At 74.7% G+C, this 26998-nt stretch carries 25 protein-coding genes, 4 tRNA genes and 1 pseudogene; 11 read left to right on the top strand and 19 right to left on the bottom strand.

All coding sequences use genetic code 11. The features are described 5' to 3' along the window. Nucleotide 1: 1 nt before the first annotated feature. Both OG618_RS20860 and OG618_RS20855 read right to left on the bottom strand, forming a co-directional pair. Nucleotides 2-814, bottom strand: a complete 813-nt coding sequence (locus OG618_RS20860) for an isocitrate lyase/PEP mutase family protein (RefSeq protein WP_329489048.1) — start codon at nucleotides 812-814, stop codon at nucleotides 2-4. A gap of 10 nt (nucleotides 815-824) precedes the next feature. Beyond that, on the bottom strand, nucleotides 825-1298 hold the full coding sequence (locus OG618_RS20855; RefSeq protein ID WP_329489047.1) for a carboxymuconolactone decarboxylase family protein: 474 nt from the start codon (nucleotides 1296-1298) through the stop codon (nucleotides 825-827). Nucleotides 1299-1529: 231 nt separating this feature from the next. On the opposite strand from OG618_RS20855, the gene OG618_RS20850 reads away from it, so the two are divergent. Then, nucleotides 1530-2351, top strand: a complete 822-nt coding sequence (locus tag OG618_RS20850) for an NRDE family protein (protein WP_329489046.1) — start codon at nucleotides 1530-1532, stop codon at nucleotides 2349-2351. Nucleotides 2352-2400: 49 nt separating this feature from the next. Here OG618_RS20850 and OG618_RS20845 read toward each other — a convergent pair whose 3' ends face one another. After that, nucleotides 2401-2931: a hypothetical protein gene (locus tag OG618_RS20845; protein WP_329489045.1), complete on the bottom strand. Its 531-nt coding sequence runs from the start codon at nucleotides 2929-2931 to the stop codon at nucleotides 2401-2403. A 275-nt stretch (nucleotides 2932-3206) separates the two neighbouring features. After that, entirely contained in the window at nucleotides 3207-4112 is a 906-nt protein-coding gene (locus OG618_RS20840) for a sigma-70 family RNA polymerase sigma factor (protein ID WP_329489044.1), read from the bottom strand. 111 nt (nucleotides 4113-4223) lie between these two features. Between OG618_RS20840 and OG618_RS20835 the strand changes: the two are divergent. Together OG618_RS20835 and pdxR are read left to right on the top strand one after the other, a co-directional pair. Next, nucleotides 4224-4674: pseudogene (locus OG618_RS20835) on the top strand (carboxymuconolactone decarboxylase family protein). A 148-nt stretch (nucleotides 4675-4822) separates the two neighbouring features. Next, a complete protein-coding gene (pdxR, locus tag OG618_RS20830; RefSeq protein WP_329489043.1) occupies nucleotides 4823-6271 on the top strand; it encodes a MocR-like pyridoxine biosynthesis transcription factor PdxR in 1449 nt (482 codons plus the stop codon). A gap of 40 nt (nucleotides 6272-6311) precedes the next feature. On the opposite strand, the gene OG618_RS20825 is transcribed toward pdxR, so the two are convergent. From OG618_RS20825 to OG618_RS20785, 9 genes are all read right to left on the bottom strand, one after another. Next, nucleotides 6312-6527 carry a DUF6126 family protein gene (locus OG618_RS20825; RefSeq protein WP_329489042.1) on the bottom strand — a complete coding sequence of 72 codons (216 nt, stop codon included), beginning with the start codon at nucleotides 6525-6527 and terminating at the stop codon, nucleotides 6312-6314. Between the two features lie 32 nt (nucleotides 6528-6559). Further along, complete coding sequence (locus OG618_RS20820; protein WP_329489041.1) at nucleotides 6560-7195, bottom strand: helix-turn-helix domain-containing protein; 636 nt, start codon at nucleotides 7193-7195, stop codon at nucleotides 6560-6562. A 92-nt stretch (nucleotides 7196-7287) separates the two neighbouring features. After that, nucleotides 7288-9000, bottom strand: a complete 1713-nt coding sequence (locus OG618_RS20815) for a pyruvate dehydrogenase (protein WP_396491268.1) — start codon at nucleotides 8998-9000, stop codon at nucleotides 7288-7290. A 131-nt stretch (nucleotides 9001-9131) separates the two neighbouring features. After that, on the bottom strand, nucleotides 9132-11540 hold the full coding sequence (locus OG618_RS20810) for a glycoside hydrolase family 65 protein (protein WP_329489039.1): 2409 nt from the start codon (nucleotides 11538-11540) through the stop codon (nucleotides 9132-9134). Next, on the bottom strand, nucleotides 11537-12286 hold the full coding sequence (locus OG618_RS20805) for an HAD family hydrolase (RefSeq protein WP_329489038.1): 750 nt from the start codon (nucleotides 12284-12286) through the stop codon (nucleotides 11537-11539). The genes OG618_RS20810 and OG618_RS20805 overlap by 4 nt, the downstream gene beginning before the upstream one ends. A 181-nt stretch (nucleotides 12287-12467) precedes the next feature. Continuing rightward, complete coding sequence (locus OG618_RS20800; RefSeq protein ID WP_329489037.1) at nucleotides 12468-13253, bottom strand: VOC family protein; 786 nt, start codon at nucleotides 13251-13253, stop codon at nucleotides 12468-12470. A gap of 237 nt (nucleotides 13254-13490) precedes the next feature. Continuing rightward, nucleotides 13491-15257: an LCP family protein gene (locus OG618_RS20795; RefSeq protein WP_329489036.1), complete on the bottom strand. Its 1767-nt coding sequence runs from the start codon at nucleotides 15255-15257 to the stop codon at nucleotides 13491-13493. A 436-nt stretch (nucleotides 15258-15693) separates the two neighbouring features. Then, nucleotides 15694-15766, bottom strand: a tRNA-Lys gene (locus OG618_RS20790). Between the two features lie 87 nt (nucleotides 15767-15853). After that, nucleotides 15854-16588, bottom strand: coding sequence for a nucleotidyltransferase domain-containing protein (locus OG618_RS20785; RefSeq protein ID WP_329489035.1), 735 nt, complete (start codon nucleotides 16586-16588; stop codon nucleotides 15854-15856). A 127-nt stretch (nucleotides 16589-16715) separates the two neighbouring features. On the opposite strand from OG618_RS20785, the gene OG618_RS20780 reads away from it, so the two are divergent. Further along, entirely contained in the window at nucleotides 16716-17495 is a 780-nt protein-coding gene (locus OG618_RS20780; protein ID WP_329489034.1) for an SDR family oxidoreductase, read from the top strand. A 56-nt stretch (nucleotides 17496-17551) separates the two neighbouring features. Continuing rightward, nucleotides 17552-18280 carry a tyrosine-protein phosphatase gene (locus OG618_RS20775; RefSeq protein ID WP_329489033.1) on the top strand — a complete coding sequence of 243 codons (729 nt, stop codon included), beginning with the start codon at nucleotides 17552-17554 and terminating at the stop codon, nucleotides 18278-18280. Between the two features lie 42 nt (nucleotides 18281-18322). On the opposite strand, the gene OG618_RS20770 is transcribed toward OG618_RS20775, so the two are convergent. Then, entirely contained in the window at nucleotides 18323-18769 is a 447-nt protein-coding gene (locus OG618_RS20770) for an RICIN domain-containing protein (protein ID WP_329489032.1), read from the bottom strand. A 139-nt stretch (nucleotides 18770-18908) separates the two neighbouring features. Between OG618_RS20770 and OG618_RS20765 the strand changes: the two genes are divergently transcribed. Together OG618_RS20765 and OG618_RS20760 are read left to right on the top strand one after the other, a co-directional pair. Beyond that, nucleotides 18909-20030: a hypothetical protein gene (locus tag OG618_RS20765; protein WP_329489031.1), complete on the top strand. Its 1122-nt coding sequence runs from the start codon at nucleotides 18909-18911 to the stop codon at nucleotides 20028-20030. 143 nt (nucleotides 20031-20173) lie between these two features. Then, nucleotides 20174-20509, top strand: a complete 336-nt coding sequence (locus OG618_RS20760) for a hypothetical protein (RefSeq protein ID WP_329489030.1) — start codon at nucleotides 20174-20176, stop codon at nucleotides 20507-20509. A gap of 34 nt (nucleotides 20510-20543) precedes the next feature. Here the strand turns inward: OG618_RS20760 and OG618_RS20755 are convergent, their stop codons facing one another. The 5 genes from OG618_RS20755 to OG618_RS20735 all read right to left on the bottom strand — a co-directional run bounded on the left by OG618_RS20755 (nucleotide 20544) and on the right by OG618_RS20735 (nucleotide 26111). Beyond that, nucleotides 20544-21410, bottom strand: a complete 867-nt coding sequence (locus OG618_RS20755) for a TIGR02452 family protein (RefSeq protein ID WP_329489029.1) — start codon at nucleotides 21408-21410, stop codon at nucleotides 20544-20546. 155 nt (nucleotides 21411-21565) lie between these two features. Next, complete coding sequence (locus OG618_RS20750) at nucleotides 21566-23911, bottom strand: DEAD/DEAH box helicase (protein ID WP_329489028.1); 2346 nt, start codon at nucleotides 23909-23911, stop codon at nucleotides 21566-21568. Between the two features lie 195 nt (nucleotides 23912-24106). Further along, nucleotides 24107-24934 carry a hypothetical protein gene (locus OG618_RS20745; protein WP_329489027.1) on the bottom strand — a complete coding sequence of 276 codons (828 nt, stop codon included), beginning with the start codon at nucleotides 24932-24934 and terminating at the stop codon, nucleotides 24107-24109. Between the two features lie 267 nt (nucleotides 24935-25201). Beyond that, nucleotides 25202-25576: a fluoride efflux transporter CrcB gene (gene crcB, locus OG618_RS20740; protein WP_329489026.1), complete on the bottom strand. Its 375-nt coding sequence runs from the start codon at nucleotides 25574-25576 to the stop codon at nucleotides 25202-25204. A 58-nt stretch (nucleotides 25577-25634) separates the two neighbouring features. After that, the gene (locus OG618_RS20735) at nucleotides 25635-26111 is read right to left on the bottom strand and encodes a fluoride efflux transporter FluC (protein WP_329489025.1); all 477 of its coding nucleotides are present in this window, start codon (nucleotides 26109-26111) and stop codon (nucleotides 25635-25637) included. Nucleotides 26112-26181: 70 nt separating this feature from the next. On the opposite strand from OG618_RS20735, the gene OG618_RS20730 reads away from it, so the two are divergent. The 4 genes from OG618_RS20730 (at nucleotide 26182) to OG618_RS20715 (ending at nucleotide 26940) form a co-directional block, all read left to right on the top strand. Next, entirely contained in the window at nucleotides 26182-26523 is a 342-nt protein-coding gene (locus OG618_RS20730) for a metallopeptidase family protein (protein ID WP_329489024.1), read from the top strand. A 113-nt stretch (nucleotides 26524-26636) separates the two neighbouring features. Then, a tRNA-Glu gene (locus OG618_RS20725) sits at nucleotides 26637-26709 on the top strand. Between the two features lie 56 nt (nucleotides 26710-26765). Continuing rightward, nucleotides 26766-26839: transfer RNA gene (locus tag OG618_RS20720), tRNA-Asp, on the top strand. 27 nt (nucleotides 26840-26866) lie between these two features. Then, nucleotides 26867-26940: transfer RNA gene (locus OG618_RS20715), tRNA-Phe, on the top strand. Nucleotides 26941-26998: the final 58 nt, after the last annotated feature.

Below are 26998 nucleotides of genomic sequence, written 5' to 3'. Positions count from 1 at the left end.
GTCAGCCCTGCGCGAGGGCGTTCAGCTCCTGGTAGGTGAGCCCGCCGTCGAGCGCGGTGTACGTCCCCTCGGAGTACACCTCCTCGGCGGCGCGGCGCACCGCCGCGTACGCCGCCCTGGCCAGGCCCGGCCCGAGGCTGACCCGGGCCACGCCGAGCTTCGCCAGCTCCGGTACGGACGGTGAGCCCGGCCCGGCCAGGACGTTCAGCGGCACCGGGACTGCGGCCACCAGGGCGGCGATCGTCTCCGGGTCCGCGACCCCGGGCACGAACACGCCGTCCGCGCCGGCCGCGACGTACGCCCGCAGGCGGTCGACGGCCTCGTCCAGCCGGCCGGCCGGGTCGCCGAGCTGCTTCAGGAACACATCGGTGCGGCCGTTGACGAAGAGCGGGACGCCGGCCGTGTCGGCGGCGGCCCGGGCGGCCGCGATCCGTTCGGCCGCCTCGGCGGCGGGGCGCCCCCCGTCCTCCAGGTTCACCCCGACCGCGCCGGTGCCGAGCAGCGCGGTGACGGTCTCGCCGACCTCGGCGGCCGTCGCGCCGAAGCCGCTCTCCAGGTCCGCCGTCACCGGCAGCGCGACCGAGCGCACGATCAGCGCGGTCTGGGCCAGCACCTCGGCGCGGTCGGCCGCGTCGCCGTCCGCGCTGCCGAGCGTCCAGGAGACGCTCGCGCTGGCCGTCGCGACGGCCCGGGCACCGGCGGCGGCGACCAGCCGGGCGCCCACCGCGTCCCACACGTTGGCGAGCACCAGGGGCTCGCCGGGGCGGTGCAGGGCGTGGAGGGCTCGGGCCAGCTCGTGCTGAGTGGTCGTCATGCCGGGCACCCTACTTCGCGGCGGGGCTGAGGCGGGAGGTGACGCCGATCCGGTTCCAGGAGTTGATGGCGATGATCAGCGCGATCAGCTGGGCCAGCTCGGCCTGCTCGAAGTGCTCGGCGGCCTCCTGGTAGACGGCGTCCGGCACGTGCCCCTGGGTCAGCAGGGTGACCGACTCGGTCAGCGCGAGGGCGGCCCGCTCCTCGGCGGTGAACCAGGACGTCTCCCGCCAGGCCGGCAGGGAGAGCAGCCGGTGGTTCTGCTCGCCGTTCTTCAGGGCGTCCGTGGCGTGCATGTCGATGCAGAAGGAGCAGCCGTTGAGCATCGACGCGTGCACCTTGACCAGCTCGGCGAGGACGGGGTCGACGCCCTGCTGGGCGGCGCGGTCCAGGGCGATCATGGCCCGGTAGAACTCGGGGGCGAGGTCGGGGAGGGAGATCCGCTGCTCGGGGGCGGACACGGTGGCGTTGTCGTTCGTCGTCATACCGGCCAGCCTAGGGTCCGACTGGACTGGCTCCCTGGCACATTCGGGCCGAGAGATCGTGGGCCACTTCACGGTCGGGGCAGGCCCTCGGGCGGCTCGCCCGAGTGTGGCACGGCGGGCGCCGGAGGGCGAGGGCCCGGACCTGCCCGGGTCCGAACGATCGTGCGAGGATCGCGGGGAGGGTGGTGCAGCCGGGCCGCCCGGGGTGGGCGAGGTCAGGGGGCCAGGATCGTGTGTACCGCGTTCGTCAGCATCGAACCGTCGGCATCGGTGCCCGTGCTGCTGCTGTCGGTGCGGGACGAGTACGCCGGGCGGCGGTGGTCCCCGCCGGACCACCACTGGCCCGCGCACCCGGCGGCCGTCGGCGGGCTCGACCTTGCGGCGGGCGGGACGTGGCTCGCCATCGAACCGGGGGCCGCGGTGCCCGGGGCCACGGAGCCGGGCACCGCGGGGCCGGCCGCGGCCTGTCTGCTGAACGGCTTCGGGGCCATGGCACCCGCCCGGGCCCGGCTCTCGCGCGGGGAGCTGCCGCTGATCGCCCTGCGGGACGGCGGCCTCGCCGGCGTCGACCTGGAGCGGTACGACCCGTTCCACCTCGTCCTCGCCGGCCGGGCCGGCGCACGGGTACTGAGCTGGGGCGGCAGCATCCTGGCGGAACGCGACCTGCCGGTCGGGCTGAGCGTGGTGCTCAACGACGGACCGGAGGGGCTGGCGGCGGACCGCACCGCGTCCGAACTGGTCCGCTCGCTGATGGCCGCCCGCGCCGCGCACTTCCGGGCCCGCTTCCGGGCCGCCGTCCGGCCCGCGCCGCGGCCCGGCCCCACCACGACCGAGCAGGCCTGGGGCGCCTGGCTGCCGATCGTCTCCGGCGACGGCCTGGCGCTCGACGATCCGGCCGCGCTGGTCCAGCGACGGGAGTTCGGCGACGGGCGGATCTGGGGCTCGTCCTCGATCTCGCTGCTCGCCTTCGGGCCCGACGGGCCGCGGTACGACTTCGGCCCGACCCCGGTGACGGAGCCGGGCACGCCCGGCGGCTGGCGCCGGATCGGATAGACGAGTGGAGTAACTGGCAGACTCCCCCGTCCCGGCCGGGGCGAGTCGTTCAGCCCTGCGCCCGGGCCTCCAGCCAGCGCCTCGCGAGGGTCGCGTTGACGGTGTAGAAGAACTCCGACTTGAGGCCCGGCTCGCTCGTGAGCGCCTCCACCCAGGTCATCGGCCAGTTGCGACGGTGGTAGTGCCGGTGCACCGCGCGGGTGAAGGCGGCGAGGTTGCCTTGCAGGCTCTTCTTCTCCAGGCCCAGCCGGGTGGCCAGTTCGGTGTAGCTCACCCGTGCGTCGGGCTGGGTTGCCAGCACGTCCAGCACCCGGGCCACCACCTGCACCGATCCCAGCGGCTCGATCATCAGCCGGCGGAAGTCCTCGACGGTCCACTCGACGACCGGGAGCTTGCCGGGCTCCCCGGCCGCCCCCTCCTCCGGCGCGGCCGGGGGCGCCGGAGGAGCGCCGCCCGCCCCGGCGGCCGTCGGGGCACCCGCCGTGGCGCCGGTCAGCCCGGCCAGGTAGGCGTACACCTGTGTGACGTACTGACTCGGCACCGGTACCGAGACGAACTGCGGCTGGTCGCCCTGCGACATGTGGTCCTCCCCTGGTGTGGCCGCCGGCCCTGTTCCCTGGCGACAGCCCTGATCCTGACAGACCGCCAGTCACCTTGTCCAGCCTTTACTGCCACTTACTTCCGGCCCTTCTCGCTTCCTCTCCCGACTACTCCATCGATTCGGTCCCACCGGCCGCCCCAGTGAGCCGCTCCCCGGGACGAACGGGAACGCACCCCTTCGGTGGCCGGTGGACGTTCCGGTCGGGGCGGCGGGCGCGTGGGTGCGCCCGCCGCCCCGACCGGCCGCTCAGCCGCTCAGCCGCCGAGGATCGGCCCCAGGTCGATCCGGGCCAGCCGCTCCGGATCGGTGAGGATGTCGAGCGCGGTGACCCGGCCGTCCCGGATGGTGAACGCCATGAGCGACAGCGGCTTGCCGTCCGCGAAGGACAGCACCCCGGGCGCGCCGTTGACGAGCACCGGGCGGGCGTTCTCGGCGAAGCGGGCGAAGGTGATCGCCTGCGAGGCGACCTCGGCCGCACCGCGGCGCAGCGTGCTCGGCCGCAGGGCGCCGCCGTCCGAGCGGGCCACGATCCCGGGGTCGAGCAGCGCGAGGAGGGCGTCGAAGTCGCCGCCGCGCGCGGCGCTGAGGAAGGCGTCCACCACCTCGCGGCGGCGGTTCAGGTCGCCGTCCTGGGCGGGCGCGGCGCCCTGGACGCGGCGGCGGGCCCGGCTGGCCAGTTGGCGGGTGGAGGCGGAGGTGCGGCCGAGGATCGGCGCGATCTCGTCGAACGGGACGGCGAACAGGTCGTGCAGGACGAAGGCGAGCCGCTCCGCCGGGGCGAGCGTGTCCAGCACGATCATCAGCGCGATCCCGACCGAGTCGGCCATCAGGAGCTCCTGCTCCGGGTCCACGACGCCGAAGGCGCCGACCACCGGATCGGGCAGCCGGACCGCGCCCTCCTGCCCGTCCGGCCCGTCCAGCGGGTCCTCGCGCCGCGCGGTGCGCGAGCGCAGCAGGTCCAGGCAGACCCGGCCGACCACGGTGGTCAGCCAGGCGCCGAGGTTCTGCACGGCGCTGACGTCCGAGCGGTCCAGCTTCAACCACGTCTCCTGGACGGCGTCCTCGGCCTCGCTGAGCGAGCCCAGCATCCGGTAGGCGACCGCCCTCAGTTGGAGCCGGTGCTCCTCGAACTGCCCGGCCAGACATTCGTTCCCGCTCACCTGTCACATCCCCGTTCCGCGATCCGTCGGTGCAGTGAAGGACGATAACCGGCCCGGCGCGCAAGGCACTCGGGCTCCTGACGCGACGGAGGAAACGCCGTGACCGCTCGGATGAAGAACCCCGCGATGGTCCTGCCCGACGCGATGAAGGGCATCCAGAACATCTACAAGGCCATGTACCAGGGCGGCGTCCCGCCCCAGATCATGGAGCTGGTGCACCTGCGGGCCAGCCAGATCAACGGCTGCTCCGCGTGCGTCTTCGCCGGGGTGACCAACGCGAAGAAGGCCGGTGAGACCGACGAGCGCCTGCACGCCGTCGCCGCCTGGCGCGAGGCCCCCTTCTTCACCGGGGAGGAGCGCGCGGCCCTCGCCCTGACCGAGGCGGCCACCCGGCTGGCCGACCGTTCCGGCCCGGCCGTGCCGGACGCGGTCTGGGACGAGGCCGCCGACCACTTCAACGAGGAGCAGCTCTCCGCGATCATTCTGATGATCGGCCTGACCAACCTCTTCAACCGGCTGAACGCCACCATCCAGGGAGCCCGCCGGCGCGACCTGGGGCTGACCGCGGTGCGGGCCCGCGCACCGGCACCGACCGGCACCGACCGGCGGCGCGGGGGGCGGGGCCGCCGCCCAGCCGCCCGCGGCCACGCGATAATCCCCTACGGACACAACCCGGACGGCACAGCGCCCCGCACGGATCGGCCCTCCCCATGAGCACCACCTCCTGGACCGCGTTCGGCGGCGATCTGCACCTCGACCTCAGTGGCCGGCGGGCCGCCGGGGTCGGCCTGCGGGCGGCCCTGGAGGACGCGCTGCGGGAGGCCGTGCAGGACGGCCGGCTGGCCCCGGGGACGCGCCTGCCCTCCTCCCGGGCGCTCGGCGAGGACCTCGGGATCGCCCGCAACACCGTGGTCGAGGCGTACGGGCAGCTGACCGCCGAGGGGTGGCTCGCCTCGCGGCAGGGCTCGGGCACCACGGTGGCCGGGCGGACCGCCCCGCGGTCCGGCCGTCGCCCGGCCGAGGCGCCGCCCGAGCGCCGGACCGCCCGCCACGACCTGACGCCCGGGCGGCCGGACGTCTCGCTCTTCCCGCGCACCGCCTGGCTGACCGCCGCGCGGCGGGCGCTCGCCACCGCGCCGCACGAGGCCTTCGGCTACGGCAGCCCGCTCGGGCGGATCGAGCTGCGGCAGGCGCTCACCGACTACCTCGCCCGGGTGCGCGGCGTCCGGACCGACCCGGACCACCTGCTGATCTGCTCCGGCTTCACCCAGGGCATCGGCCTGCTCTGCGCCGCCCTGCGCGAGCGCGGTCCGGCCCGGACGCGCGGGACCCGCACCCTGGCGGTCGAGGGGTACGGTCTGCCCCCGCAGCGCGAGATGGTCCGGGCCGCGGGGCTGACCCCGGCGCCGCTGCCGGTGGACTGCGCGGGGGCCCGGACGGACCTGCTCGGCGCCCGGCGGGACGCGGCCGTCCTGCTCACCCCCGCCCACCAGTACCCGACCGGCGCCGCGCTGGCCGCCGAACGCCGGTCGGCGGCCGTCGGCTGGGCCCGCGAGCAGGACGGGTACGTGATCGAGGACGACTACGACGGCGAGTTCCGCTACGACCGGCAGCCGCTCGGGGCGATGCAGGCGCTCGACCCGGAACGGGTGGTGTACGCGGGCACCGCGGCCAAGAGCCTGGCGCCCGGCCTGCGGCTGGCCTGGCTCGCCCTGCCGGACGCCCTGGTCGAGCCGGTGGCCCGGCGGAAGCAGCTGGCGGACACCATGTCCCCCGTGCTGGACCAGCTGACCCTCGCCGAGCTGATCACCTCCGGCACCTACGACCGGCACGTGCGCCGCTGCCGGCTGCACTACCGGCGGCGCCGCGACGCGCTCGTGGCGGCACTGGCCGAACGCGCCCCGCACGTCCGGGTGACGGGCATCGCCGCCGGGCTCCACGCCGTGCTGCAACTGCCGCCCGGGGCGCCGACGGAGGCCGAACTGCTGGCCCGCGCCGGGACGCTCGACCTGGCCGTCACCGGCCTCTCCTGGCACCTGGCCGACCCGGCGCTCGCCCCGGACGCCTCGCCGGCCCTGGTGGTCGGCTACGCCACGCCGCACGACCGGCTCTTCCCGGCCGCCCTGGACGCGCTCTGCGAGCTGCTGCGGACGGCCTGACCGGGTCGGCCGGGGCTGTTGAACAGCCTTATCCCACCGGCTACTTGTTCCGGTTGCCCAGCTCGAAGAGCAGCATGATGAAGCCGGCGAAGGCGTGCGTGGCGACCATGTAGATCAGCACCCGGATGCCGACCCGGCGGTTGGCCCACTTGCCGGCGTCGACGGTCTTCGGGGCGTCGGCGGCGGCCGCGACGGGAGTCGCGGCGGCGGCGGCGGTAACGGCGGTAACGGTGGTGACGGTGGTGGGATCAGCCATGGGAGATCTCCTCCAGGAGGTCCGACGGTGGGTCAGTGCGGGGCTGCGGGGCCGCCGCCGAGGCAGAGTTCGCCGCCGGGGCTCTGCAGCAGGGTGTGCACGAAGAGCAGCTCCACCCCGTCCGCCGAGTCGGCGGCGATGCAGTGCGGGGTGAGCGAGTCGAAGTGCGCGGAGTCGCCCTCGTCGAGCAGGTGGGTGCGGTCGCCGAGGGTCAGCCGCAGCCGGCCCTGCAGGACGTACAGCCACTCCTCACCGGGGTGGACCCGGACCACCGCGTCCTGCACGCCCGGGGGGACGTGCACCCGCAGCGCCTGCATCGCCCGCCCGGGCGCGCCGGCCCGGCGGTAGCCCCAGCCGCCCGCGCGACCGGGGTCGATCGCGCCGCCGCGCACCACCGGGTCCGCCTCGGCCGGGGACTCGCCGAGGAGGCCGGAGACGGAGGTGCCGTAGGCGCGGGCGAGTCCGAGCAGGACGGGCAGTGAGGGCTGGCGCCGGCCGGTCTCCAGCCGGGACAGATAAGCTGGGGAGAGTCCGACCCGGGAGGCGGCGACCTCCAGGGTGAGGCGGCTGCCGAGCCGGTGCTCGCGCAGCCTCGCGGCGAGGCCGGCGACCTCCAGGTCGTCGGTCCGGTCGCCGGGGGTGGAGGGGCCGGCTGGGCTGGTGGTCATGTGACCAGTGGACACCCCGCCTGCCGTGCGGGCAAGAAACTTGCCTCAGAGGCAAACCCCCGCGGGTCCCCCTCGACGGGGCTGGAGCGGCCCTACGGGCGGGGGATGTTCCGCAGGTTGCTCCGGGCCAGGTCGATCATGCGGCCGACCCCGCCGGAGAGCACCGTCCGCCCGGCGGCCAGCGCGAAGCCCTTCAGCTGGGCGGCCGTGATGCGCGGCGGGATGGAGAGCGCGTTGGGGTCGGTGACCACGTCCACCAGCGCCGGACCGGGCCGCTCCAGCGCCTCCGTGAGCACCTCCCGCACCCGCGCCGGGTCGGTCACGCGCTTGGCCGGGATGCCCATCGCCCGGGCGATCCCCGCGTAGTCCACGTCCCCGTTGTCGATCTCCGCCTCGGGGTAGCCGGAGACCAGCATCTCCAGCTTGATCATGCCGAGCGCGCCGTTGTTGAAGACCACCGTCTTCACCGGCAGCCGGTGGCGCACCACCGTGAGCAGTTCGCCGAGCAGCATCGAGAGCCCGCCGTCCCCGGACATCGAGACGACCTGCCGGCCGGGGCAGGCCAGCTGGGCGCCGATCGCGTGCGGCAGCGCGTTGGCCATCGAGCCGTGCAGGAAGGAGCCGATCACCCGGCGGCGGCCGTTGGGCTGGAGGTAGCGGGCGGCCCAGACGTTGTTCATCCCGGTGTCCACGGTGAACACCGCGTCGTCGGCGGCGACTTCGTCCAGCACCGAGGCGACGTACTCGGGGTGGATCGGCAGGTGCTTCTCGATGTCCCGGGTGTAGGCGCCGACGACGTCCTCCAGCGAGCGGCAGTGCTTGTCCAGCAGCTCGTCCAGGAAGGCGCGGTCGTCCCTGGGCTCCAGCAGCGGCAGGACCGCGCGCAGGGTGGCCGAGACGTCGCCGTGGACGGCCAGCTCCAGCGGGGTGCGGCGGCCGAGCCGGGTGGCGTCGTGGTCCACCTGGACGGTGCGGGCCTGCGGGAGGAAGGAGTCGTAGGGGAAGTCGGTGCCGAGCAGCACGACCAGGTCGGCGGAGTGCAGCGCTTCGTGGCAGGCGCCGTAGCCGAGCAGGCCGCTCATGCCGACGTCGAACGGATTGTCGAACTGGATCCATTCCTTGCCGCGCAGGGAGTGCCCGACCGGCGCGTTCAGGGCCTGCGCGACCGCCATCACCTCGGCGTGCGCCCCGCGGACGCCCGCGCCGCAGAACAGGGTGACCTTCCGGGCCCCGTTGAGGGCGCGGGCGAGCGCCCGGACCTGGTCCCAGGGCGGCGCCGCGACCGCCTGCTCGGTGAGGAAGTGGCTGCTGCCGGTCGGCCCGGCGGCCGGCAGCGCGGCGATGTCGCCGGGGAAGGCCAGGACGGAGACGCCGTGCGCGCCCAGCGCGTGCTGGATCGCGATCCGCAGCAGCCGGGGCAGCTGCGCGGGCGTGGACACCGTCTCGCACCAGCTGCTGCAGTCGGTGAACACCCGCTCGGGGTGGGTCTCCTGGAAGAAGCCGGTGCCGATCTGCCCGGACGGGATGTGCGAGGCCAGCGCCAGCACCGGCAGGCCGCTGCGCTGGGCGTCGTACAGGCCCTGGATCAGGTGGGTGTTGCCGGGCCCGCAGGAGCCCGCGCAGACGGCCAGCCGCCCGCTCAGCTCGGCCTCGGCGGCCGCCGCGAAGGCGCCGGCCTCCTCGTTGCGGACGTGCACCCAGCTGATCCCCTCGGCCCGGCGGATGGCGTCCACCACCGGGTTGAGGCTGTCCCCCACCACGCCGTAGACCCGCTCCACCCCGGCCTGCCGGAGCACCTCGACCATCTGCTCGGCCACACTCACCACGGGGCGCTCCTTCACCGGCCGCCGGTTGCCACGGGACACCTGCACCCTCCGGCGGAGCGCCCCGCGCCGCACCCCGGCCGGGCCGAAGGGGTGACGGGCGGGGCCGGGCGTCACTCGGCCGCGAGGTGCTCCGGCCCGGGGCCCAGGGTGCCGCCGATCACCCCGGCCTGCGGCTGGCGCCGGGCCGGCTCGCGGCCCGGCGGCTGGCTGCACCGCTCCTGGGCGGGCGGCACGGTGGTCGGCAGGGTGACCGGCGACCCGACCTTCACCTGCACCCCCTCGCCGTCGTGGCGCAGGTGGATCACCTCGCCGCGGCGCAGCGTGTACGTCGTGCCCGCGTGGGTGATCCGCACCCCGAGCAGCTGGCCGCGCACCATCAGCGAGAAGCTCAGCCGCATCAGCCCGGGTGGCAGCCGGGGCCGGAAGGAGAGTGCCTCGCCGTGGTCCCGCAACCCGCCGAACCCGGCCACCAGGGCGATGCAGGCCCCGGCCAGCGAGGCCATGTGCAGACCGTCGCCGGTGTTGCCTCCGAGGTCGTGCAGGTCCATCAGGGCGGCTTCGGCGGTGTAGTCGAACGCGAGGTCCAACTGTCCGACCTCGGCCGCGATCACCGCCTGGGTGCAGGCGGACAGTGAGGAGTCGCGGACGGTCAGCCGCTCGTAGTAGGCGAAGTTGCGGGCCTTCTGCTCGTCGGTGAACGCATCCCCGCGCACCTGCATGGCGAGCACCAGGTCGGCCTGCTTGACCACCTGCTTGCGGTACAGGTCGAAGTACGGATAGTGCAGCAGCAACGGGTAGTTCTGCGCCGGGGTGTGCTCGAAGTCCCAGACCTGGTGGTCGGTGAAGCCGTCGGCCTGCGGGTGGACGCCGAGGTTCTCGTCGTAGGGGACGAACATCGCGGCGGCGGCGTCCCGCCAGGCGGCGGTCTCCTCGGTGTCCACCCCGAGCGCGGCCGCCTCGTGCGGGTGCCGGGCGGCGGCCTCGGCGGCGGCGCGCAGGTTGCTCTGCGCCATCAGGTTGGTGAACACGTTGTTGTCGGCGACGGCGCTGTACTCGTCCGGGCCGGTGACGCCCTCGATGCGGAAGTTGCCGGCCGCGTCGTGGTGGCCGAGCGAGCGCCACATCCGGGCGGTCTCGACCAGCAGCTCCAGCCCGTACTCGCGCTCGAACTCGACGTCCCCGGTGGCGCGCACGTAGCGGGAGACGGCGGCCGCGATGTCCGCGCCGATGTGGAACGCCGCCGTGCCGGCCGGCCAGTAGCCGGAGCACTCCTCGCCGCGGATCGTCCGCCAGGGGAACACCGCTCCGGCGAGGCCGAGTTGGACCGCGCGCTCGCGGGCCAGCGGCAGCGTGGTGTGCCGCCAGCGCAGCGCCTGGTTGACGGCGCTCGGCAGGCAGTAGGTGAGCACCGGCAGGACGAAGGTCTCGGTGTCCCAGAAGCTGTGCCCGTCGTAGCCCGGGCCGGTCAGCCCCTTGGCGGGGATGGCCCGTTCCTCGCTGCGGGCACCGGCCTGGAGGACGTGGAAGACGGCGAACCGGACGGCCTGCTGGAGCTCGACGTCGCCCTCGACCTCGATGTCGCTGGTCTCCCAGAACTCCTCCAGGAACCCGGCCTGCTCGGTCACCAGGCCGTCCCAGCCGGTGTACCGGGCCGCGGTCAGCGCGGCCTCCACCTGGTCCCGCACGGCGGGCAGCGAGCGGGTCGCGGACCAGCCGTAGGACATGAACTTCACCAGCCGCAGCTTCTCGCCCGGTTCGAGCAGGGTGGTGACACTGATCCGGCAGTTGTCCGCCTCGGCCTCGGCGACGGTGTCCAGCCGGTCCGGGCCGTCGATGATGTGGTCCATCCCGGCCGCGACCCGGATGCCGCTGTAGCGGGTCCGGTGCACCAGGACGGCCTTGGTGCCGCCCGCGTGGTGCGCCTCGGCGAGCAGCGGCGCCTCCAGCACGGCGGAGGCCCGCGGGTCGCTCTCGGCGCCGCCGGGCAGCTGCTCGTTGGCGACCAGCTCCGACTGCAGGACGATCCGGACCGGACCGTCCACCGCCTCCACGGTGTACTCCACGGCGGCGATCGCCCGCTGGGTGAGGGAGACCAGCCGGGTCGAGTGCACCTTGATGGTCCGACCGGCCGGGGAGGTCCACTCCGCCTCGCGCCGCAGCAGCCCGGTCCGGAAGTCCAACCAGCGCCGGTGGCTGAGCAGTTCGCCGTAGCGCAGGTCGAAGGGCTCGTCGTCCACCAGCAGCCGGATGATCTTGCCGTTGGTCACGTTGATGACGCTCTGGCTGGACTCCGGGTAGCCGTAGCCGCCCTCGCCGTACGGCAGCGGCCGCAGCTCGAAGACGCCGTTCAGATAGGTGCCGGGCAGGCCGTGCGGCTCGCCCTCGTCCAGGTTGGCGCGCAGGCCGATGTGGCCGTTGGAGAGCGCGAAGACGGACTCGGCGCGGGCCATCGCACCCAGGTCGAGGCCCTGTTCGGTGATCTGCCAGGGATCGACGGCGAAGTTGTCCAGCCCGGTCATGCCGCACCTCCTTCGAGCAGCTCGGCGAGGTCGGCGACGACCACGGTGGCGCCGTGGCGGCGCAGTTCGTCGGCCTGGCCGGTGCGGTCCACGCCCACCACCGTGCCGAAGCCGCCGGCCCGGCCGGAGGCGACCCCGGCGAGCGCGTCCTCGAAGACCGCGGCGTGCGCGGGCTCGACGCCCAGGGCCCGGGCGGCGGCCAGGTAGGTGTCCGGCGCGGGCTTGCCCGGCAGGCCGTCCCGCTTCGCCACCACGCCGTCCACGACCACCTCGAACAGCTCCTCGATGCCGGCGGCGCGCAGCACGTCCCGGCAGTTGGCGCTGGAGGAGACCACCGCGGCGGGCAGCCCGAGCCCGCGCAGCCGCCGCACGTAGGCGACCGAACCGTCGTACGGCTGGACGCCCTGCTCGCGGATCATCCGCAGCACGGTCTCGTTCTTGGCCAGGCTGACGCCGTGCACGGTGCGGGCCCCGGGCGGGTCGGCGTCGGTGCCCTCGGGGAGGTCGATGCCCCGGCTGTGCAGGAAGGCCCGGGTGCCGTCGAGTCTCGGGCGGCCGTCGACGTGGGTGTCGTAGTCGGTCACGGCGTCGAAGGGGACGAACTGCCCACCGGTGCGGGCCGCTTCGGCGCGCAGGAAGGCGTCGAAGGTGTCCTTCCAGGCCGCCGCGTGCACCTTGGCGGTCTGAGTGAGCACCCCGTCGAGGTCGAAGAGGAAAGCGCGGATGTCGTCCGGAAGCCCCAGCATGGGTGCAGTCTTACCCGCGAAACCGGGGAAGCCTCCCATTCCCGGCGGCGCGTCGCGGGAACGGGAGGCTTCCGGGGGCGCCGCGACTACGGGGCGCGACGGCGTGATTACGGCGCGGTGGGTTACGCCGTGACGAGCTACGCCGTGACGGGCTACGACGTGACTGGCTAGGGCGCGGTGGCTACGGCGCGGTGGGCGAGGCGATCACTGCGAAGACGGCGCCCTGCGGGTCCTGGACGACGGCCATCCGCCCGGCCGCCATGTCGAACGGCGGCTGGAGCACCGAACCGCCGCCCCGGACCAGGGCGTCCACGGTGGAGTCGGTGTCGTCCACCGAGAAGTAGGTCAGCCAGTGCGGGGGCGTGCCGGGCGGCAGGTAGTCCGGGAGCCGCTGCATGCCGCCCACCGAGCGGTCGCCGACACTCAGCGAGTAGTACCCCTCCACGCTCTCCAGGGCGGCCGGGCTCAGGCCCAGCGCCCGCTGGTAGAACGCCCCGGCCGCGTCGGTGTCGGTGGTGTTGAGCTCGTTCCAGACCAGCGCGCCGGGCTCGTTCACGACGCCCGCGCCGATGAAGTCGACCTTCTGCCAGACGCCGAACACCCCGCCGGTCGGGTCCGCCGCGACCAGCATCCGGCCGACGGTGCCGACGTCCATCACCGGGTACAGGATCGTGCCGCCGCTCTCGGCGACGGACCGGGCGGCGGCGTCGGCGTCGTCCGAGGCCAGGTAGGTGGTCCAGCCGACGGGCGGGAGGGGCTGGCCCTCGGGCGCCATCTGCGCCATGATCCCGGCCACCGGCTTCCCGTTCAGCGCGCATACGGCGTAGCCGCCGAACTCGGGCGGGCCGACCTCCCCCTGCCAGCCGAACAGGTCGCGGTAGAAGTCGAGGGCGGCCTGCTGGTCGCTCGCCATCAGGTCGATCCAGCACGGGGTGCCGGGCGCGTACGGAGCGGTCACTTCGGGCATTTCTGGGCCTCCGGGAGTACGGGTTCCTCGTCCTCCGCCACGACCGGCCGGGGTGCCCGGAGCCCGGGCCCCGGGCCGCGACGCGGGCGGAGGCCCGGGCGGCGGCGCGACCGGCGGGCGGTACACCGCCCACCTTCACCGGGCCACCGCGATCCCGCCACCGGACGGCGACCCGGCGGGCCACCCGGACGCGGGCGGCGGACGGGGGCCGCCGCGGGCGCTCTCCCGCCGGTCGGGTCAGCCGTAGGAGACGTCGGCGCAGATGTCCTCGTCCGCCGAGCGGGCGTCGTTGGTCACGCTGGTGGGCAGCGGGGCCGGCACCGAGGGGGCGGCCGCGGTGCCGGGGGCCGCGGCGGTACCGGGGGCGGCCGCGCCACCGCCGTTCGCCGCCGCGAAGTCCTTGCCGACGATCACGGTGATGCCGGCCGACTTGGCCGCCTCGACGGTGGCCCCCGGGAACAGCTCGGCGACCTTCTCGGCGTTGGCCTTCTGCCCGGAGCCGTACTCGATCATCGTGGTCGCGTACTTGGTGCTGGCCGCCGGGCCGGCCTTGGTGGCGGTGAACTTGGCCGCCTTGAGCGCCTCGCTCGCCTTGCCGTCCAGCCCGGTGGTGGTGGTGCCGTTGTAGACGGACACCTTGACCGCGGCGTTGCCCGGGTCGGAGGCCGCGGCGGGCGGCGTGGTCGGCGCCGCCGGAGCGCTCGGCGAGCCGGCGTCGGTCGGTGCGGCCGGCGCGTCGGTCTGCTGGCCGGTGGCGTTCTGACCGTCGATGGTCCGGTCGGCCTTGAGGGTGTCCCAGAGCTTGTTGGCGTCCGGCTGGATGATGTCGATGTTCTTGTCCTGGGTGCGGTAGCGCCAGGGCAGCGTCACGAACTTGAGCTCGTGCATGTCGATGTTCTTCAGCGAGAGGCCGAAGGAGAGCAGCTTGTCGGCGGAGCCGAGGCCCGGGTCCACGGTCATCGACTTGGTGGCGGCGTCCGCGAGCGGGAGCAGCGTGGTGGGGTTGAGGCCCTGGCTCTTGATGCTGGAGGCGAGCGAGCCGAGGAAGGCCTGTTGCCGCTTCATCCGGCCGATGTCGGAGCCGTCCCCGATGCCGTACCGCAGCCGGACGAAGTTCAGCGCCTGCTGGCCCTCGACCTTCTGCTTGCCCTGCGGCAGGACGACGGCGCCCTTCTTGGGGAGCTTGGGGTTGATGTCGTTCTCGTAGATCGGCTTCGGCAGGCAGACGTCGACCCCGTTGACGGCCTTCGTCATCGCGGAGAAGCCCTGGAAGTCCACCACGATGGTGTGGTCCACCCGGATGCCGGTGAGCTTCTCCACCGTGTTCTGGGTGCAGGCGGGGTTGCCGTCGTCGCTCTCGCCCTTCGAGAACGCCGCGTTGAACAGGTCGCTGGTGGCGGCCTTGGTCCACTTGCCGTCCGGGAGCTTGCAGGACGGGATCGCCACCATGGCGTTGCGGGGGATGGAGATCCCGACGGCGTGCTTGTGGTCCGCGTAGACGTGCAGCAGGATCGTGGTGTCCGAGCGGGCGCCGCCGTCCTCGCCGCCGCCCAGGTCGGCGTTGTTCTTGCCGCGGCTGTCCGAGCCGATCAGCAGGACGTTGACCGGCTTGTTGCCGTCCGCGTCGGCCTGCGCCTCCGGCGGCCGGTCGCCGGCTATCGCGTCCGCGTCGAAGGTCTTGATGTTGGCGTTGAGCTTGAGGTAGATCGCGCCGCCCGCGCCGGCCATCAGCACCAGCACACCGGCCGCCGACCAGGCGACGATCTTCTTCACGTTCTTCTTGGGCTTGCGGCTGTTGCGGGCCGCCGCCCGGCCACCGCCGGCCGCGGCCCCATCGGCGCCGGCCGCGCCGGCCACCCGACCCCCCTTGCCCTGCGCCGCGCGCCGCGCCTGCGCCCGGCCCCCGGCCCGCGGCTGCGGCACCCCGCCGTCGCCGCCCTCGGCCGTGAGCGCGCCGGGCGCGTCGTCACCACGAGCCGGGCCCTCGCCCCACTGACCTGACATCCGTGTACCTTTCACCGGCCGACGCGACGCCCCACGACCGGGCACTCCGCATACAAGAAGGACGGTCCGGGCCGCCCCCAGGTTGCACATACGAAGGTCGTAATGACCGACGAACGCCCCCGCGACCCTTCCCACCCCGTCCCCCGGAGCCCCCGCAGGCACCACAAGCCCCTGTCGGAGCATACAAGCCGGTCGTATTATTCCAGCCGCCTCGCCCACCCCCGTCCCCCGACCAGGACCCCACCCCCATCTCCCCCGGCCCCCACGGCACTTCGGCCGAACGCCCGACCCCCACCACCCGTCCGGGCTGGACCGCGAACCCCTGACGCACACTCACCCGCGCACCGGGCGGCGAGCCGCCCCGCCCGCCCGGCGGCCCGCTGCCGGAAACCCGAAAGGCCCCGGTCAGACGGTGTCTGACCGGGGCCTTCACGGGTGGGCCGCCAGGGGCTCGAACCCTGAACCTACGGATTAAAAGTCCGCAGCTCTGCCAATTGAGCTAGCGGCCCGTCGGCCGCCCCGTGCGGGGCGGGCCAGGGCGATCCTACCCGTTGGCGCCCACGCCTCCGCCAGTGGATTGTGCGGACGCGCCGGGCTCAGCGGGCGGCCGGGACGGGTGGGGTGCGGACGAGCGGGGCGTCCTGGGCGGGCGGGGTGTAGTGGGCGGCGCGGACGCGGCGGAGCCAGGCCTCGGCCGGGCGCGGGTCCGGCGCCGGGGGGAGGGCGCCGGGGCGGGCGAAGCGTTCGGCGGCGGCGGCCAGCAGCGGCTCGGCGGCGGCAGGGTGTTCCGCGATGCGGTCGCCGAGCGCGCGCACCCGCTCCGGGTCGGGCAGCCGGACGACGTTCTCGCCCGTCTCGTGGAGCCGGACGCCCTGCTCGGTGAGCCGGACCAGGTGGCGGGCGTGCTTGGCGGCCCGGCGGAGACCGGCCGGGTCCGCCGTGTCGCGGCCGAGCAGCTTGCGGAACTGCTGGTCGGCGTAGCCGAGATAGGAGTTCCGGACGGCCGTGGCGCTCAGGAAGGAGCCGCGGATCGCGATCAGCTCCTCGCCCAGCGGGCTGCGCACTTCGTACAGGTCCGCCGGCAGCCAGACCAGTTCGGAGGCGGTCGGGTTGCAGGTGAGCGCCAGGCGGCACCACTTGGCGGCCTCGTGCAGGGTGGTGTCGGGCTCGGTGGTGACCTGGGACTCCGCCGGGCGGTGCAGGCCGTGGAAGTCCTCGGTCGGCGCGGCGAACAGGCCGAGCCGGTCGACGTCCGAGCCGGCGTGCGCGAAGCCGTACGCGGTCGAGCCGACCACGCCCGCGAGCAGGACGGTGCCGGGTGCGGGGGGCATGAGGTCTCCTCGGGGGTCGCGGCGGTCCGAGGAGTGTGCCCCGCCCGGGCCGCTCGGGGCGAACGAATTCCGGTGCCCCGAACCGGTGTCGGCCGCTCCCGCCGGCCACCGGGGTAGCGTGCGGACCATGGACTCCTCCCTTCCTCCCGCCGCCGCCGACCGCCCCGAGGTCCTCCTGGTCACCGGTGCCGGGCGCGGCATCGGCGCGGCCACCGCCCTGCTGGCCGGACGGCGCGGCTACCGGGTCTGCGTCAACTACCGCGCCGACGAGGCCGCCGCCACCGCCGTGGTGGACGCCGTCCGGGCCGGGGGCGGTACCGCCCTCGCCGTCCGGGCCGACGTCACCCGGACCGCCGAGGTGGAGCGGCTGTTCGCCACCGTGGACGCCGAACTGGGCCCGCTCACCGCCCTGGTGAACAACGCCGGCACGCTGGAGAAGCAGTGCCGGCTGGAGGAGATCGACGAGGACCGGCTGAACCGGATCTGGGCCTCCAACATCACCGGCCCGTTCCTCTGCGCGAAGCAGGCCGTCCGCCGGATGTCCACCCGGTACGGCGGGTGCGGCGGCGCCATCGTCAACGTCTCCTCCGCCGCCTCCCGGCTCGGCTCGCCGAACGAGTACGTGGACTACGCGGCCGCCAAGGGCGCCGTCGACTCGATGACCCGCGGACTCGCCCTGGAGGTCGCCGCCGAGGGCATCCGGGTCAACGCCGTGCGCCCCGGCCTGATCCACACCGACATCCACGCCCTGGGCGGTGAGCCCGGCCGGGTGGACCGGGTCGCGCCCGGGCTGCCGATGCGGCGGGGCGGACGGCCGGAGGAGGTCGCCGAGGCGATCCTCTACCTGCTCTCCCCCGCCGCCTCGTACAGCACGGGCACCTTCCTGGACGTCTCCGGCGGCCGCTGAGACGACGCCGTCCGTTTCCTTCCCCGGCCGCCTCTCCCGCCCGTACGGTGGAGGCCATGACCGACGACCTGCCGGACCGTGAACCCGACCTGCCGTCCGCGTTCCTCGACATCCCCGGTGTGCGCAACTTCCGCGACGCCGGGGGCGTCGGCGCCCTGCGCACGGGCGTGCTCTACCGCTCCGGCTCCTTCCACAACCTCACGCCGGAGGGCGCCCAGCGGCTCAAGGACCTCGGCCTGCGCACCGTGATCGACCTGCGCAGCCCCTTCGAGCTGGCGACCTGGCCCGACCTGCGGTTCGGGCTCGACCACGAGGCGCTCAGCCTCCCCACCCTCCCGGCCAACCGCGAGGACATCGACCGTCCGTGGCCCGAGGACCAGGCCGAGCTCTACCCCTTCATGGCCGAGACCGCCGGCCCCTCGCTGGTCGCCGCGATCCGCCGGCTCGGTACCCCCGGCGGCGTACCGGCCGTCGTGCACTGCGCCGTCGGCAAGGACCGCACCGGTCTGACCATCGCGGTCGTGCAGTCCCTGCTGGGCGCCTCCGAGGCCGAGCTGATGGCCGACTTCCTGCTCTCCAACGCCGGCCTCGGCCTGCTCGACGGCCCGACCCCCTACCTCGACGAGACCGGCACCGAACGCGTCTCCCGCCCGATCTCCGCCCCGCTCCTGGCCTCGTCCCTCAGCTGGATCCGGGCCCGGCACGGCTCCGTCACCGACTACCTGCGCGCCCACGGCACCACCGACGAGGAGCTGACCGCCCTCCGGACCAACCTCTCGGCCTGACCGGGCCCGCGGGCCGCCCCGCCGCGGCCCGCGGGGCACCCCCTACCCCTGGCGCTCCAGGCGCCACCACTGCGCGGGCGAGTCGTCGTCCTCGCGCTGTTCGACCGGACTGCCGGGGGTGGTGGCGGTGAGCGGCTTGCCGCTGATGAAGCTGGTCAGGGTGTAGGTGCCCGGAGCGTCGAGGTGGTGTTCGAGGAGCCATTCCTGCGCCCCGAAGGCGTTGGGCGACCACTGCTGGATCAGGACGCCGTCCTCCGGGGAGGCACCGGTGACGTCCAGGCGCTTCCCGCTGGCGGCGTTCTCGACGTGGTACAGGGCGCCACCCGGGTGGACGGCGCCGAACCGCCAGAGCTGGGCCTCGGAGCCGCTCTCCGCTCCGAGGACGACCTTGGCACCGCTGCGGCGGCTCCCGTCGGCGACCTCCAGCAGCAGCCCGCTGCCGACGTTGCGCACCCGGTAGAGGCCGTCCGTGATCACGTGGTCAGTCACGCCGGCAGTCTCCCACCGGGGCGGCCGCCCCCGTCCCCGACGGCTCGGCCGGGCAGTCCCGACGGCCGACCGGGCCGGTGGGTGGATCGTCGCCCCCCGGTAGCGGGCCACCGCCGGGCGGGCGCCTATGCTGCGGCGAATGGTGTCCGACCGCATTCCCCCGCACGACGGCTCCCCGGATCCGTCGGACCGTCAGCAACCCGCCCTCGACCGGGCGACGGCCGAACTGGAGGCGGCCGTCGCGGCCGGCGACGACGAGCGGGTGGCGGCCGCGTTCCAACGGCTCGGCGGGCTGCTGGGCCCGGCCGGCGAGGCCGAGTCGGCGGCGGTCGGCCCCCGGCTGGCGGCGCTGCTCCCGGAGCTGCCGCCGTTCCCCCGGGCGCGGCTGGCGATGATGGTGGGCGCCTGCGTCGAGCGCGGCGCCGACCCGGTGGCCTGCGCCGGACAGGTGCTGGCGGGCCTGCGCGGAGCGCTGAGCGGCGCGCTGCTGCTGGTCGAGCGCTGGGCCGAGACCGGCGGCGGCGACCTGCCCGACCCGGACGAGGACGACCCGGCCCTGGCGCACGCCCGGATCGAGGACCCGGACCGGCTGGCCGAGTGGCACGCCCACCGGGCGGTGATCGGCTGGTGGACGCTCCACCTGTGGCAGATGGCCTCGTTCGCGGTCTGCACCCACGCGGCCGTCCGCACCGCGGCCCGGGCCGACGGCGTGACGGACGTCCTGCTCGAACTGATCGACCGCTACGGCGAGGGGCAGCACGACCTCAAGGGCCTGAACCACCTGGCGAAGACGCTCGACGACGAGCCGCTGCTGGTGCTGGACCGCCCGAGCGGTACCGGCTACCTGCTGCGGATGGACGGTCTGACCGACAACTTCCAGTTGCACACGCTGCTCGCCGACGTGCTGATCGGCGGCGGACACCTGCCCGGCTCCCCGCCGGACCCGGAGGCCGTCGCGCTCAGCCGGACCGAGGAGCTGGACGGGCGCCGCCGGGTCACCGCGTACGGCTCGTTCAACCTGGTCGCGCCCGACGGGACGTGGATCTGGAACGAGGGCACGCCGAGCGACATCCCGGTGGTGGACGGCTTCCGCACCCTGGTGCTGGAGCCGCAGGCGTACGAGCGCAGTTGGTCGGCGGGCCGGTACATCCAGCAGGTGCCGGGGGACCTCCGGCTGGAGCGGGTGCTGGCACCGGCCGAGGCCGCGGACCGGCTCTCCCGGGCGGCGCGGGCCCTGCCGTTCGAGGAGGCATTCCGGTAGCCGTTAGGGCGGCCCCACCCGGTAGGGGGCGCCCGTCGGCCCGGAGCCGGGCCGGGCTGGAGCCGGGCCGGGCTGGAGCCAGGGCCGGGAGTCCGGCGGGTTAGGGTCGGACGATCCGAGGATGCCGAGGAGTGGAGTCGACGATGGCGAGGATCCCGAACGTGCTCTCGACCGCCGCGCCCGCCGCGCTGACCGCGGCGAGCGGCCTGGTCGGCGGCTACGGCGTCGCCCGGTGGACCGGCCAGCGCGAACTGGGCGGTGCCGTCCTGGCCGTGGCCGGGGCGGGCGCCGCCGCGCAGTGGCACCGCAGCTCGGGCGCGGCCACCGCCGCCGCCCTGACCGGCCTCTACGTGGCGGCCTTCGGCGGCTCGCATCCGCTGGCGAAGAGGATCGGCGCCTGGCCGTCCGTCCTCGCCGTCACCGGCGTGGTCGCCGCCGCCTCGACCGCCGCGAGCGTGCTGGGCTCCCGCCGGAGCTGAGCCGACCCGCCCGGACCCCGGTGGCGGCCGCCCGTCAGCCGGCCACCGCGCCGAACCTGGCCTCGAAAGCGGCCCGGTTCGGCGAGACGGGCGTGCGGTCCCAGACCGCGAACACGACCCGCTCGAAGGCCGCGCCGTACTGCGCCAGCGCCCCCTCGAAGGCCTCCGCCACCTGTGCCGGGTCGTTGCCGAACACCCCGCAGCCCCAGGCCCCCAGCACCAGCGCGCGCACCTCGTGCCGGGCCGCCGCCGCGAGCACCCGGACCGCCCGCTCGGCGAGCACCCCCCGGACGTCCACCTCCGCCGAACGCCGTGCCAACTGGCCGGCGTTGGGCGCCGGCGAGGTCAGGAACGTCACCGGGTAGGGCTCTGCCAGCAGCTCGCCGTCCCCGCCCCGGATCACCGGCACGTCGGGCGAGACGATCACCCGGTGGCTGTACCGCAGGTCGTCACTGGCGCGGTGCGCCGCGTAGTAGTCCGGGGCCTCGCGCAGGCAGGTGTACAGCAGGGCGCTGCGGCAGAGGTCCTCCTCCTGGGCCCGGGCGCCGCGCAGATAGCCGCCCCCCGGGTTGCGCGCCGAGGCGAAGTTGAGCACCCCGACCCGGCCCGCACCGGCCGCCACCAGGCGCCGGGCGGCCGCGATGCTGCCCTCGGCCGTCACCTCGACGGCCGCCGCCCCCGACGCCCCCGACGCCCCCGACGCCGCCGGGGCCGGACCGGGCCCGGGCGCCGCCGCCCGCAGCAGCTCGTCCAGCGTCTGCGGCCGGTACGACACCGTCCCCGCCCTGGCCGCCGCCAGTCGCTCCGTCACCTGGACGAGTTCGCCCCCGGCTGCCCGGTAGCTCCCCCGCTCGGCGATCTCCTCGTTCACCACCGCCACGCCATGCAGTCTGCTGCTCATGTCCGTGACCGTAAGGGACGGGGCCGCCCGCGCGCCACCGGTTATTCTCACCGACAGAACAACGCGGCGACCGGCGGGCGGGGGAACGCGGACGGGCCCGCCCCACCGAAGTGGAGCGGGCCCGTCGGGCGTCGGCGCGGATGCGCTACGCGGGGTCAGTTCTTCCAGCGCGGCTTGCGGTCGTCGCGGTTGAAGCCACCGGAGTTGAAGCCGCCGGAGCGGCCACCGCGGTCGTCGCCGCGGTCACGGTTGAAGCCGCCGGAGGCCTGCGGGCGGCCACCGGAGCGGTGGTCGTCACGGCGGGAGAACGGACGGCTGCTGCTGCCGGCGGCGCCACGCTCGTCGCGGCCGAAGGCCGGACGGTCACCGAAGGTGCGGGCCGGACGGTCGCCGAAGGAGCGGCCGCCGCGGTCGTCGCGGTCACGGTTGAAGCCACCGGAGCCACCGCCACGGTTGTCACGGTCACCGAAGGAACGGCCACCGCGGTCGTCACGGTTGAAGCCACCGGAGCCACCGCCGCGGTTGTCACGGTCACCGAAGGAACGGCCGCCACGGTCGTCACGGTTGAAGCCACCGGAGCGGCCGCCGCGGTCGTCACGGTCACGGTTGAAGCCACCGCCGCGGTTGTCACGGTCACCGAAGGAACGGCCACCGCGGTCGTCACGGTTGAAGCCACCGGAGCCACCGCCACGGTTGTCACGGTCACCGAAGGAACGGCCGCCACGGTCGTCACGGTTGAAGCCACCGGAGCGGCCGCCGCGGTCGTCACGGTCACGGTTGAAGCCACCGCCGCGGTTGTCACGGTCACCGAAGGAACGGCCACCGCGGTCGTCACGGTCACGGTTGTACGCCGGGCGCTCGGTGCGCGCCTCGCGGTAGGACGGGGCCCGCTCCTCGGTCACGGCGGCGGCCGGGGCGGCCGTCTCCGCGGGAACCTCGGCGGCCTCGGCGGTCTCGGCGGCCTCGGCCTCGGCGGCGGGCGCCTCGTCCTCGATGCCCAGGTCGGCCCGCTCGCGCGCGGCGCGGGCGGCCAGGCGGTCGGCCTCCTCGCGCAGCTCGGTGGCGCGGCGCTGCGCGCGCTCCAGCTGGCGGGTCATGTCGGCGAGCTCGCGCTCGGCGGCACCGGCGATGCCTGCGGCGCTCTCGGCCTGGACCTCGATCAGCGAACGGGCGCCGGTGATCTTGGCGACCTCGGCGTCGAAGGCGTGGTCGAGGATGTGGCGCGAGGCGTCGACGCCCGCGTCCTCCATCAGGCGGAACACGCCACGGCGCTGGTGCGGCAGCACCAGGGTGACGACGGCGCCGGAGCGGCCGGCGCGGGCGGTGCGGCCGGAGCGGTGCAGGTAGTCCTTGTGGTCACCGGCCGGGTCCACGTTCAGGACCAGGTCGATGCCGTCGACGTGGATGCCGCGGGCGGCGACGTCGGTCGCGACGACGACGTTGACGTAGCCGTCCTTGAAGTCGCCGAGGACGCGGGTACGGGCGCCCTGGGTCATGCCGCCGTGCAGCGCGTCGGCCTTCACGCCGGCCTCGATGAGCTGCTCGGCGACGCGGTCGGCGCCCATCTGGGTGCGGACGAAGATGATCGTGCGGCCCTTGCGGGCGGCGATCGCGTTGGTGATCGGCGCCTTGTCCTTGGGCTTCACCACGAGGATGTGGTGGGTCATGGTGGTGACCGCGCCGGCCGACGGGTCGACCTCGTGGGTGACCGGGTTCTTCAGGTAGCGCTTGACCAGGCTGTCGATCTCGTTCTCCAGGGTGGCGGAGAACAGCAGGCGCTGGCCGCCGGCCGGCACCTGGTCGAGGATCTCGGTGACCTCGGGCAGGAAGCCCATGTCGGCCATCTGGTCGGCCTCGTCGAGCACGACGGTCTTGACCTCGCCCAGCTTGGCGCTGCCGCGGTTCAGCAGGTCGCGCAGGCGGCCGGGGGTGGCGACGAGGACGTCGACGCCGCGCTCCAGCGCGTAGATCTGGTTCGACATCGAGGTGCCGCCGCAGACGACCTTGAGCTTGAGGCCGAGCACCGAGCCGAACGGCTCCAGCGCGTCGGCGACCTGCATGGCCAGCTCGCGGGTCGGGACGAGGATCAGGCCGCGCGGGTGCTTGGGCTTGGTGCGCTCGCCGCCGGCGAGGCGGGTCAGCAGCGGCAGGCCGAAGCTGAGGGTCTTGCCGGAGCCGGTACGGCCCCGGCCCAGCACGTCCTTGCCGGCCAGCGCGTCCGGGATGGTCGCGGCCTGGATCGGGAACGGGGTGGTGACGCCGCGCTTGGCGAGGGCGCGCACGACGTCGTCGTGCAGGCCCAGGTCGCCGAAGGTGATGGTGGGCTCGGCGGCCTCGGCGCTCTCCTCGGTCGCGGCCTCGTCGGCGGCGTCCTGGTCGGCGGCGGGGTCGATGTCCTGGTCGGCGTCGAACAGCTCGACCTCGGGGGCATCGACGAGGGTGACATCGGCGGCGGACTCGCTCGCGGGCATGGCGAAGCGGGCGTCGTCAACGAGAGACATGCAAAACCTTCCGGAAGTGGCACGCGCCAAAGTCCGGGTTCTGTTTCACAACCGCCTCTATGCGGTCAGCCACGGATCGCCGGTACGCGCCAAGGGCGCCAGATGGGAATTAGGGCGCCAGTCAAATGAATCAAACGAACGATCTACCACCATAGGGGAACCTCGGGATCAAAGGCAAATGCACTGGCCAGCGCGCTAGTGGCCGCCCGAAGCGGCGCTCGGGGCCGAAGATCCGGAGTTGCCGGGCGTGGGCTCGGGCGCCGGCGTGGCGGGCGGGGCGGGGGTGACCGGGCTCGGATCGGGGGAGGCCGACGGCCGGACGGTCGGGCTCGCCGCCGGCGGGGTCGCGGCGCCGCCGCCGGAGCGCCCGTCCCCGGTGCCGCCGGTGGAACCGCCGCTGCCGGTGCCTCCGGCCGCCCCCGCACCGCCTGTGCCACCCGTACCGGCCGCCGCCCCGCCGGCCGAGGTACCGGTACCCGGTTGGGGTGCGCTACTGGCGTTCACGCCCCCGGCATCACCGTTCGCGCCCGGCGCGTCCTGCCCGGGGACGGCTCCCGGGGCCTCCTCCGCACCGGCGGCCGCACCGTTCGCGCCCGAGGACGCCCCGCCCGCCGCCGCGTTCTGGCCCGCTCCCGGCGTGCCCCCGGGCTGCGCGCTCCCGGAACGCTCCGGCCGCCCGGACGCGCCACCCTGGCGGACGCCGGCCGGCGTGGCCGACGCGCCGCCCGCGGGCTTTCCCACCGTCCCGGCCTGCCCGACCGGGACGGTGCCGTGCTTCTCGTCCGCGCCCGGTCCGACCGACATGCACCCGGTCAGGCCCAACCCGGCCACCGCCAGCACCGCCGCCGCGCGCACCACACCGTCGCGCACCGCCACCGCCCTGGGCTTGCGCTCCGGCGCCTGCCGGACCACCACCGCCCGCACCACGACCGGCCGGTCGACCGCCGGACGAACCACCGGCGCCCGACCGGCCGAACGTTCCTCCTGAGCACCCACCTCGCGCACCGAACGCATCGCCGCCACCGAGCTCCCTCTTCCACTGCCCCACCCGGGCCCGGGCCGCCGCCGTCGCGCGCGGCACTTTCGGTGCCCAACGCGCGCCCCGGGCACCGGGACACGGGCCGCCCGACAGGAAGCGCCCGGCGCCATCCACCCGGCGCAACACCACCGGCGCGAACCCCGGCGCTCACCACGGCGCTCGCCACGACGCCGAACACCGGTACGAGCGCCGGCGGAAGCCCCGACCACCGCGCCGGACCCGCCCGGACCCGCCCGGCCCGCCCGGCCCGCTCAGCCCCAGAGCGCCGAGGCCGCCTCCGCCCCCGCGTACACCGCGGCGAGCCCCGCCGCCACGCTGCCCGCCACGTTGGCCAGCGCGTACCGTCCGGCCCCGCCCTCGGCCAGCCGCAGGGTCTCCCAGGAGAAGGTCGAATAGGTCGTCAGCGCCCCGCAGAAGCCCGTCCCGAGCAGGAGTTGGACGTGCGAGGAGGCCGCGCCGGCCGCCACCGCCCCGGTCACCAGCCCGAGCACCAGGCAGCCGGCCACGTTCACGGTGAAGGTGCCCCACGGGAACGCCGAGTCGTGCCGGGCCCGCACCGCCCGGTCGGTCAGGTACCGCAGCGGCGCGCCGACCACCGCCCCGGCCACCACCAGCAACCAGTTCACCGCCCCGCCCCCTCCGCCGCCTGAACGGCGGGCGCCCCGGCCGACCCCGCCGACCGCCTCACCCCGGCCTCCGGACCGCGCCCGGGAGCAGACGGCGCGTCATCCCCGCCGCCCCCCGGACCGCGGCCAGCGCCACCAGCAGCGTCAGCCCCAGGTAGGCCGCCCCGGCCCCGGGCCGCCCGTGCGCCAGCAGCTGCCGGATGTCCAGCGCGTACGTGGAGAAGGTGGTGAACCCGCCCAGCACCCCCGTGCCGAAGAACGGCCGGAGCAACGGGTGCGCGGGCCGCCCCTCGGTGACCACCACCAGGAAGACCCCGATCACCGCGCAGCCGGTCCCGTTCACGACCAGCGTGGTCCACGGGAAGCCGGTCGGCCCGGTCGGCCAGAGCAGGCCGGCCCCGTACCGCGCCGACGCCCCGATCGCGCCGCCCAGCGCGACCGCCGCCACCGCGGGCCCCTGCCCGCGCAGCACCGGCTCCCGGCGCGGGGGCACCGCGTCGGCCGCCGCGCCCGCCCCGCCCTCCGATGTCGTCATGGGCCCATGAAACACCGGCCCCCACCGCCTGGCACACCGTCACCCCAGACCCGACAATGATCCGGTGGAGATGACCCGGGAAGACTTCGAGACGCTCGTCAGCGACGCCCTCGACCGGATCCCCCCGAAACTCGCGGCCATGATGGACAACGTCGCGGTGTTCGTCGAGGAGGAGCCCGACCCCGCCGACCCGGAGCTCCTCGGCCTCTACGAGGGCACCCCGCTCACCGAGCGCGGCGAGTGGTACGCCGGTGTGCTCCCCGACCGGATCATCATCTACCGGGGCCCGACCCTGCGGCACTGCGAGACCCACGAGCAGGCGGTCGAGGAGGTCCGCACCACGGTCATCCACGAGGTCGCCCACCACTTCGGCTTCGACGACCACGAGCTCGACGAGCTCGGCTGGTCCTGACCGGCCCGCCGGACCCGCCACCCGGCCGGGCCGAAGTCGTTTTGGCGATCCGCCCGACATCCCATATGCTTCTCGACGTCCCCGAACGCTGGAAACAGCCGGACAGGCCGCAAGCCCTCATCGTCTAGTGGCCCAGGACGCCGCCCTTTCAAGGCGGTAGCACGGGTTCGAATCCCGTTGGGGGCACAGCAGTACCGTAGTAAAGTGCAGTGCGCAAGACCTATGTGGAGCAATCCACACCAGGTCCCGTGGAGCAGTTGGTTAGCTCGCCACCCTGTCAAGGTGGAGGTCGCGGGTTCAAGTCCCGTCGGGATCGCTCGTCTCGCAAGAGACGGTGCAGTACGGCCAGGTAGCTCAGTTGGTACGAGCGTCCGCCTGAAAAGCGGAAGGTCGCCGGTTCGACCCCGGCCCTGGCCACAGCTGCGAACAGCAGAAAGGCCCCGGAGAGTTCGCTCTCCGGGGCCTTTTGCGTGCC

This window comes from Kitasatospora sp. NBC_01246, assembly GCF_036226505.1.
Lineage (GTDB): Bacteria > Actinomycetota > Actinomycetes > Streptomycetales > Streptomycetaceae > Kitasatospora.
This window is presented reverse-complemented; position numbering and strand designations above follow the sequence as displayed.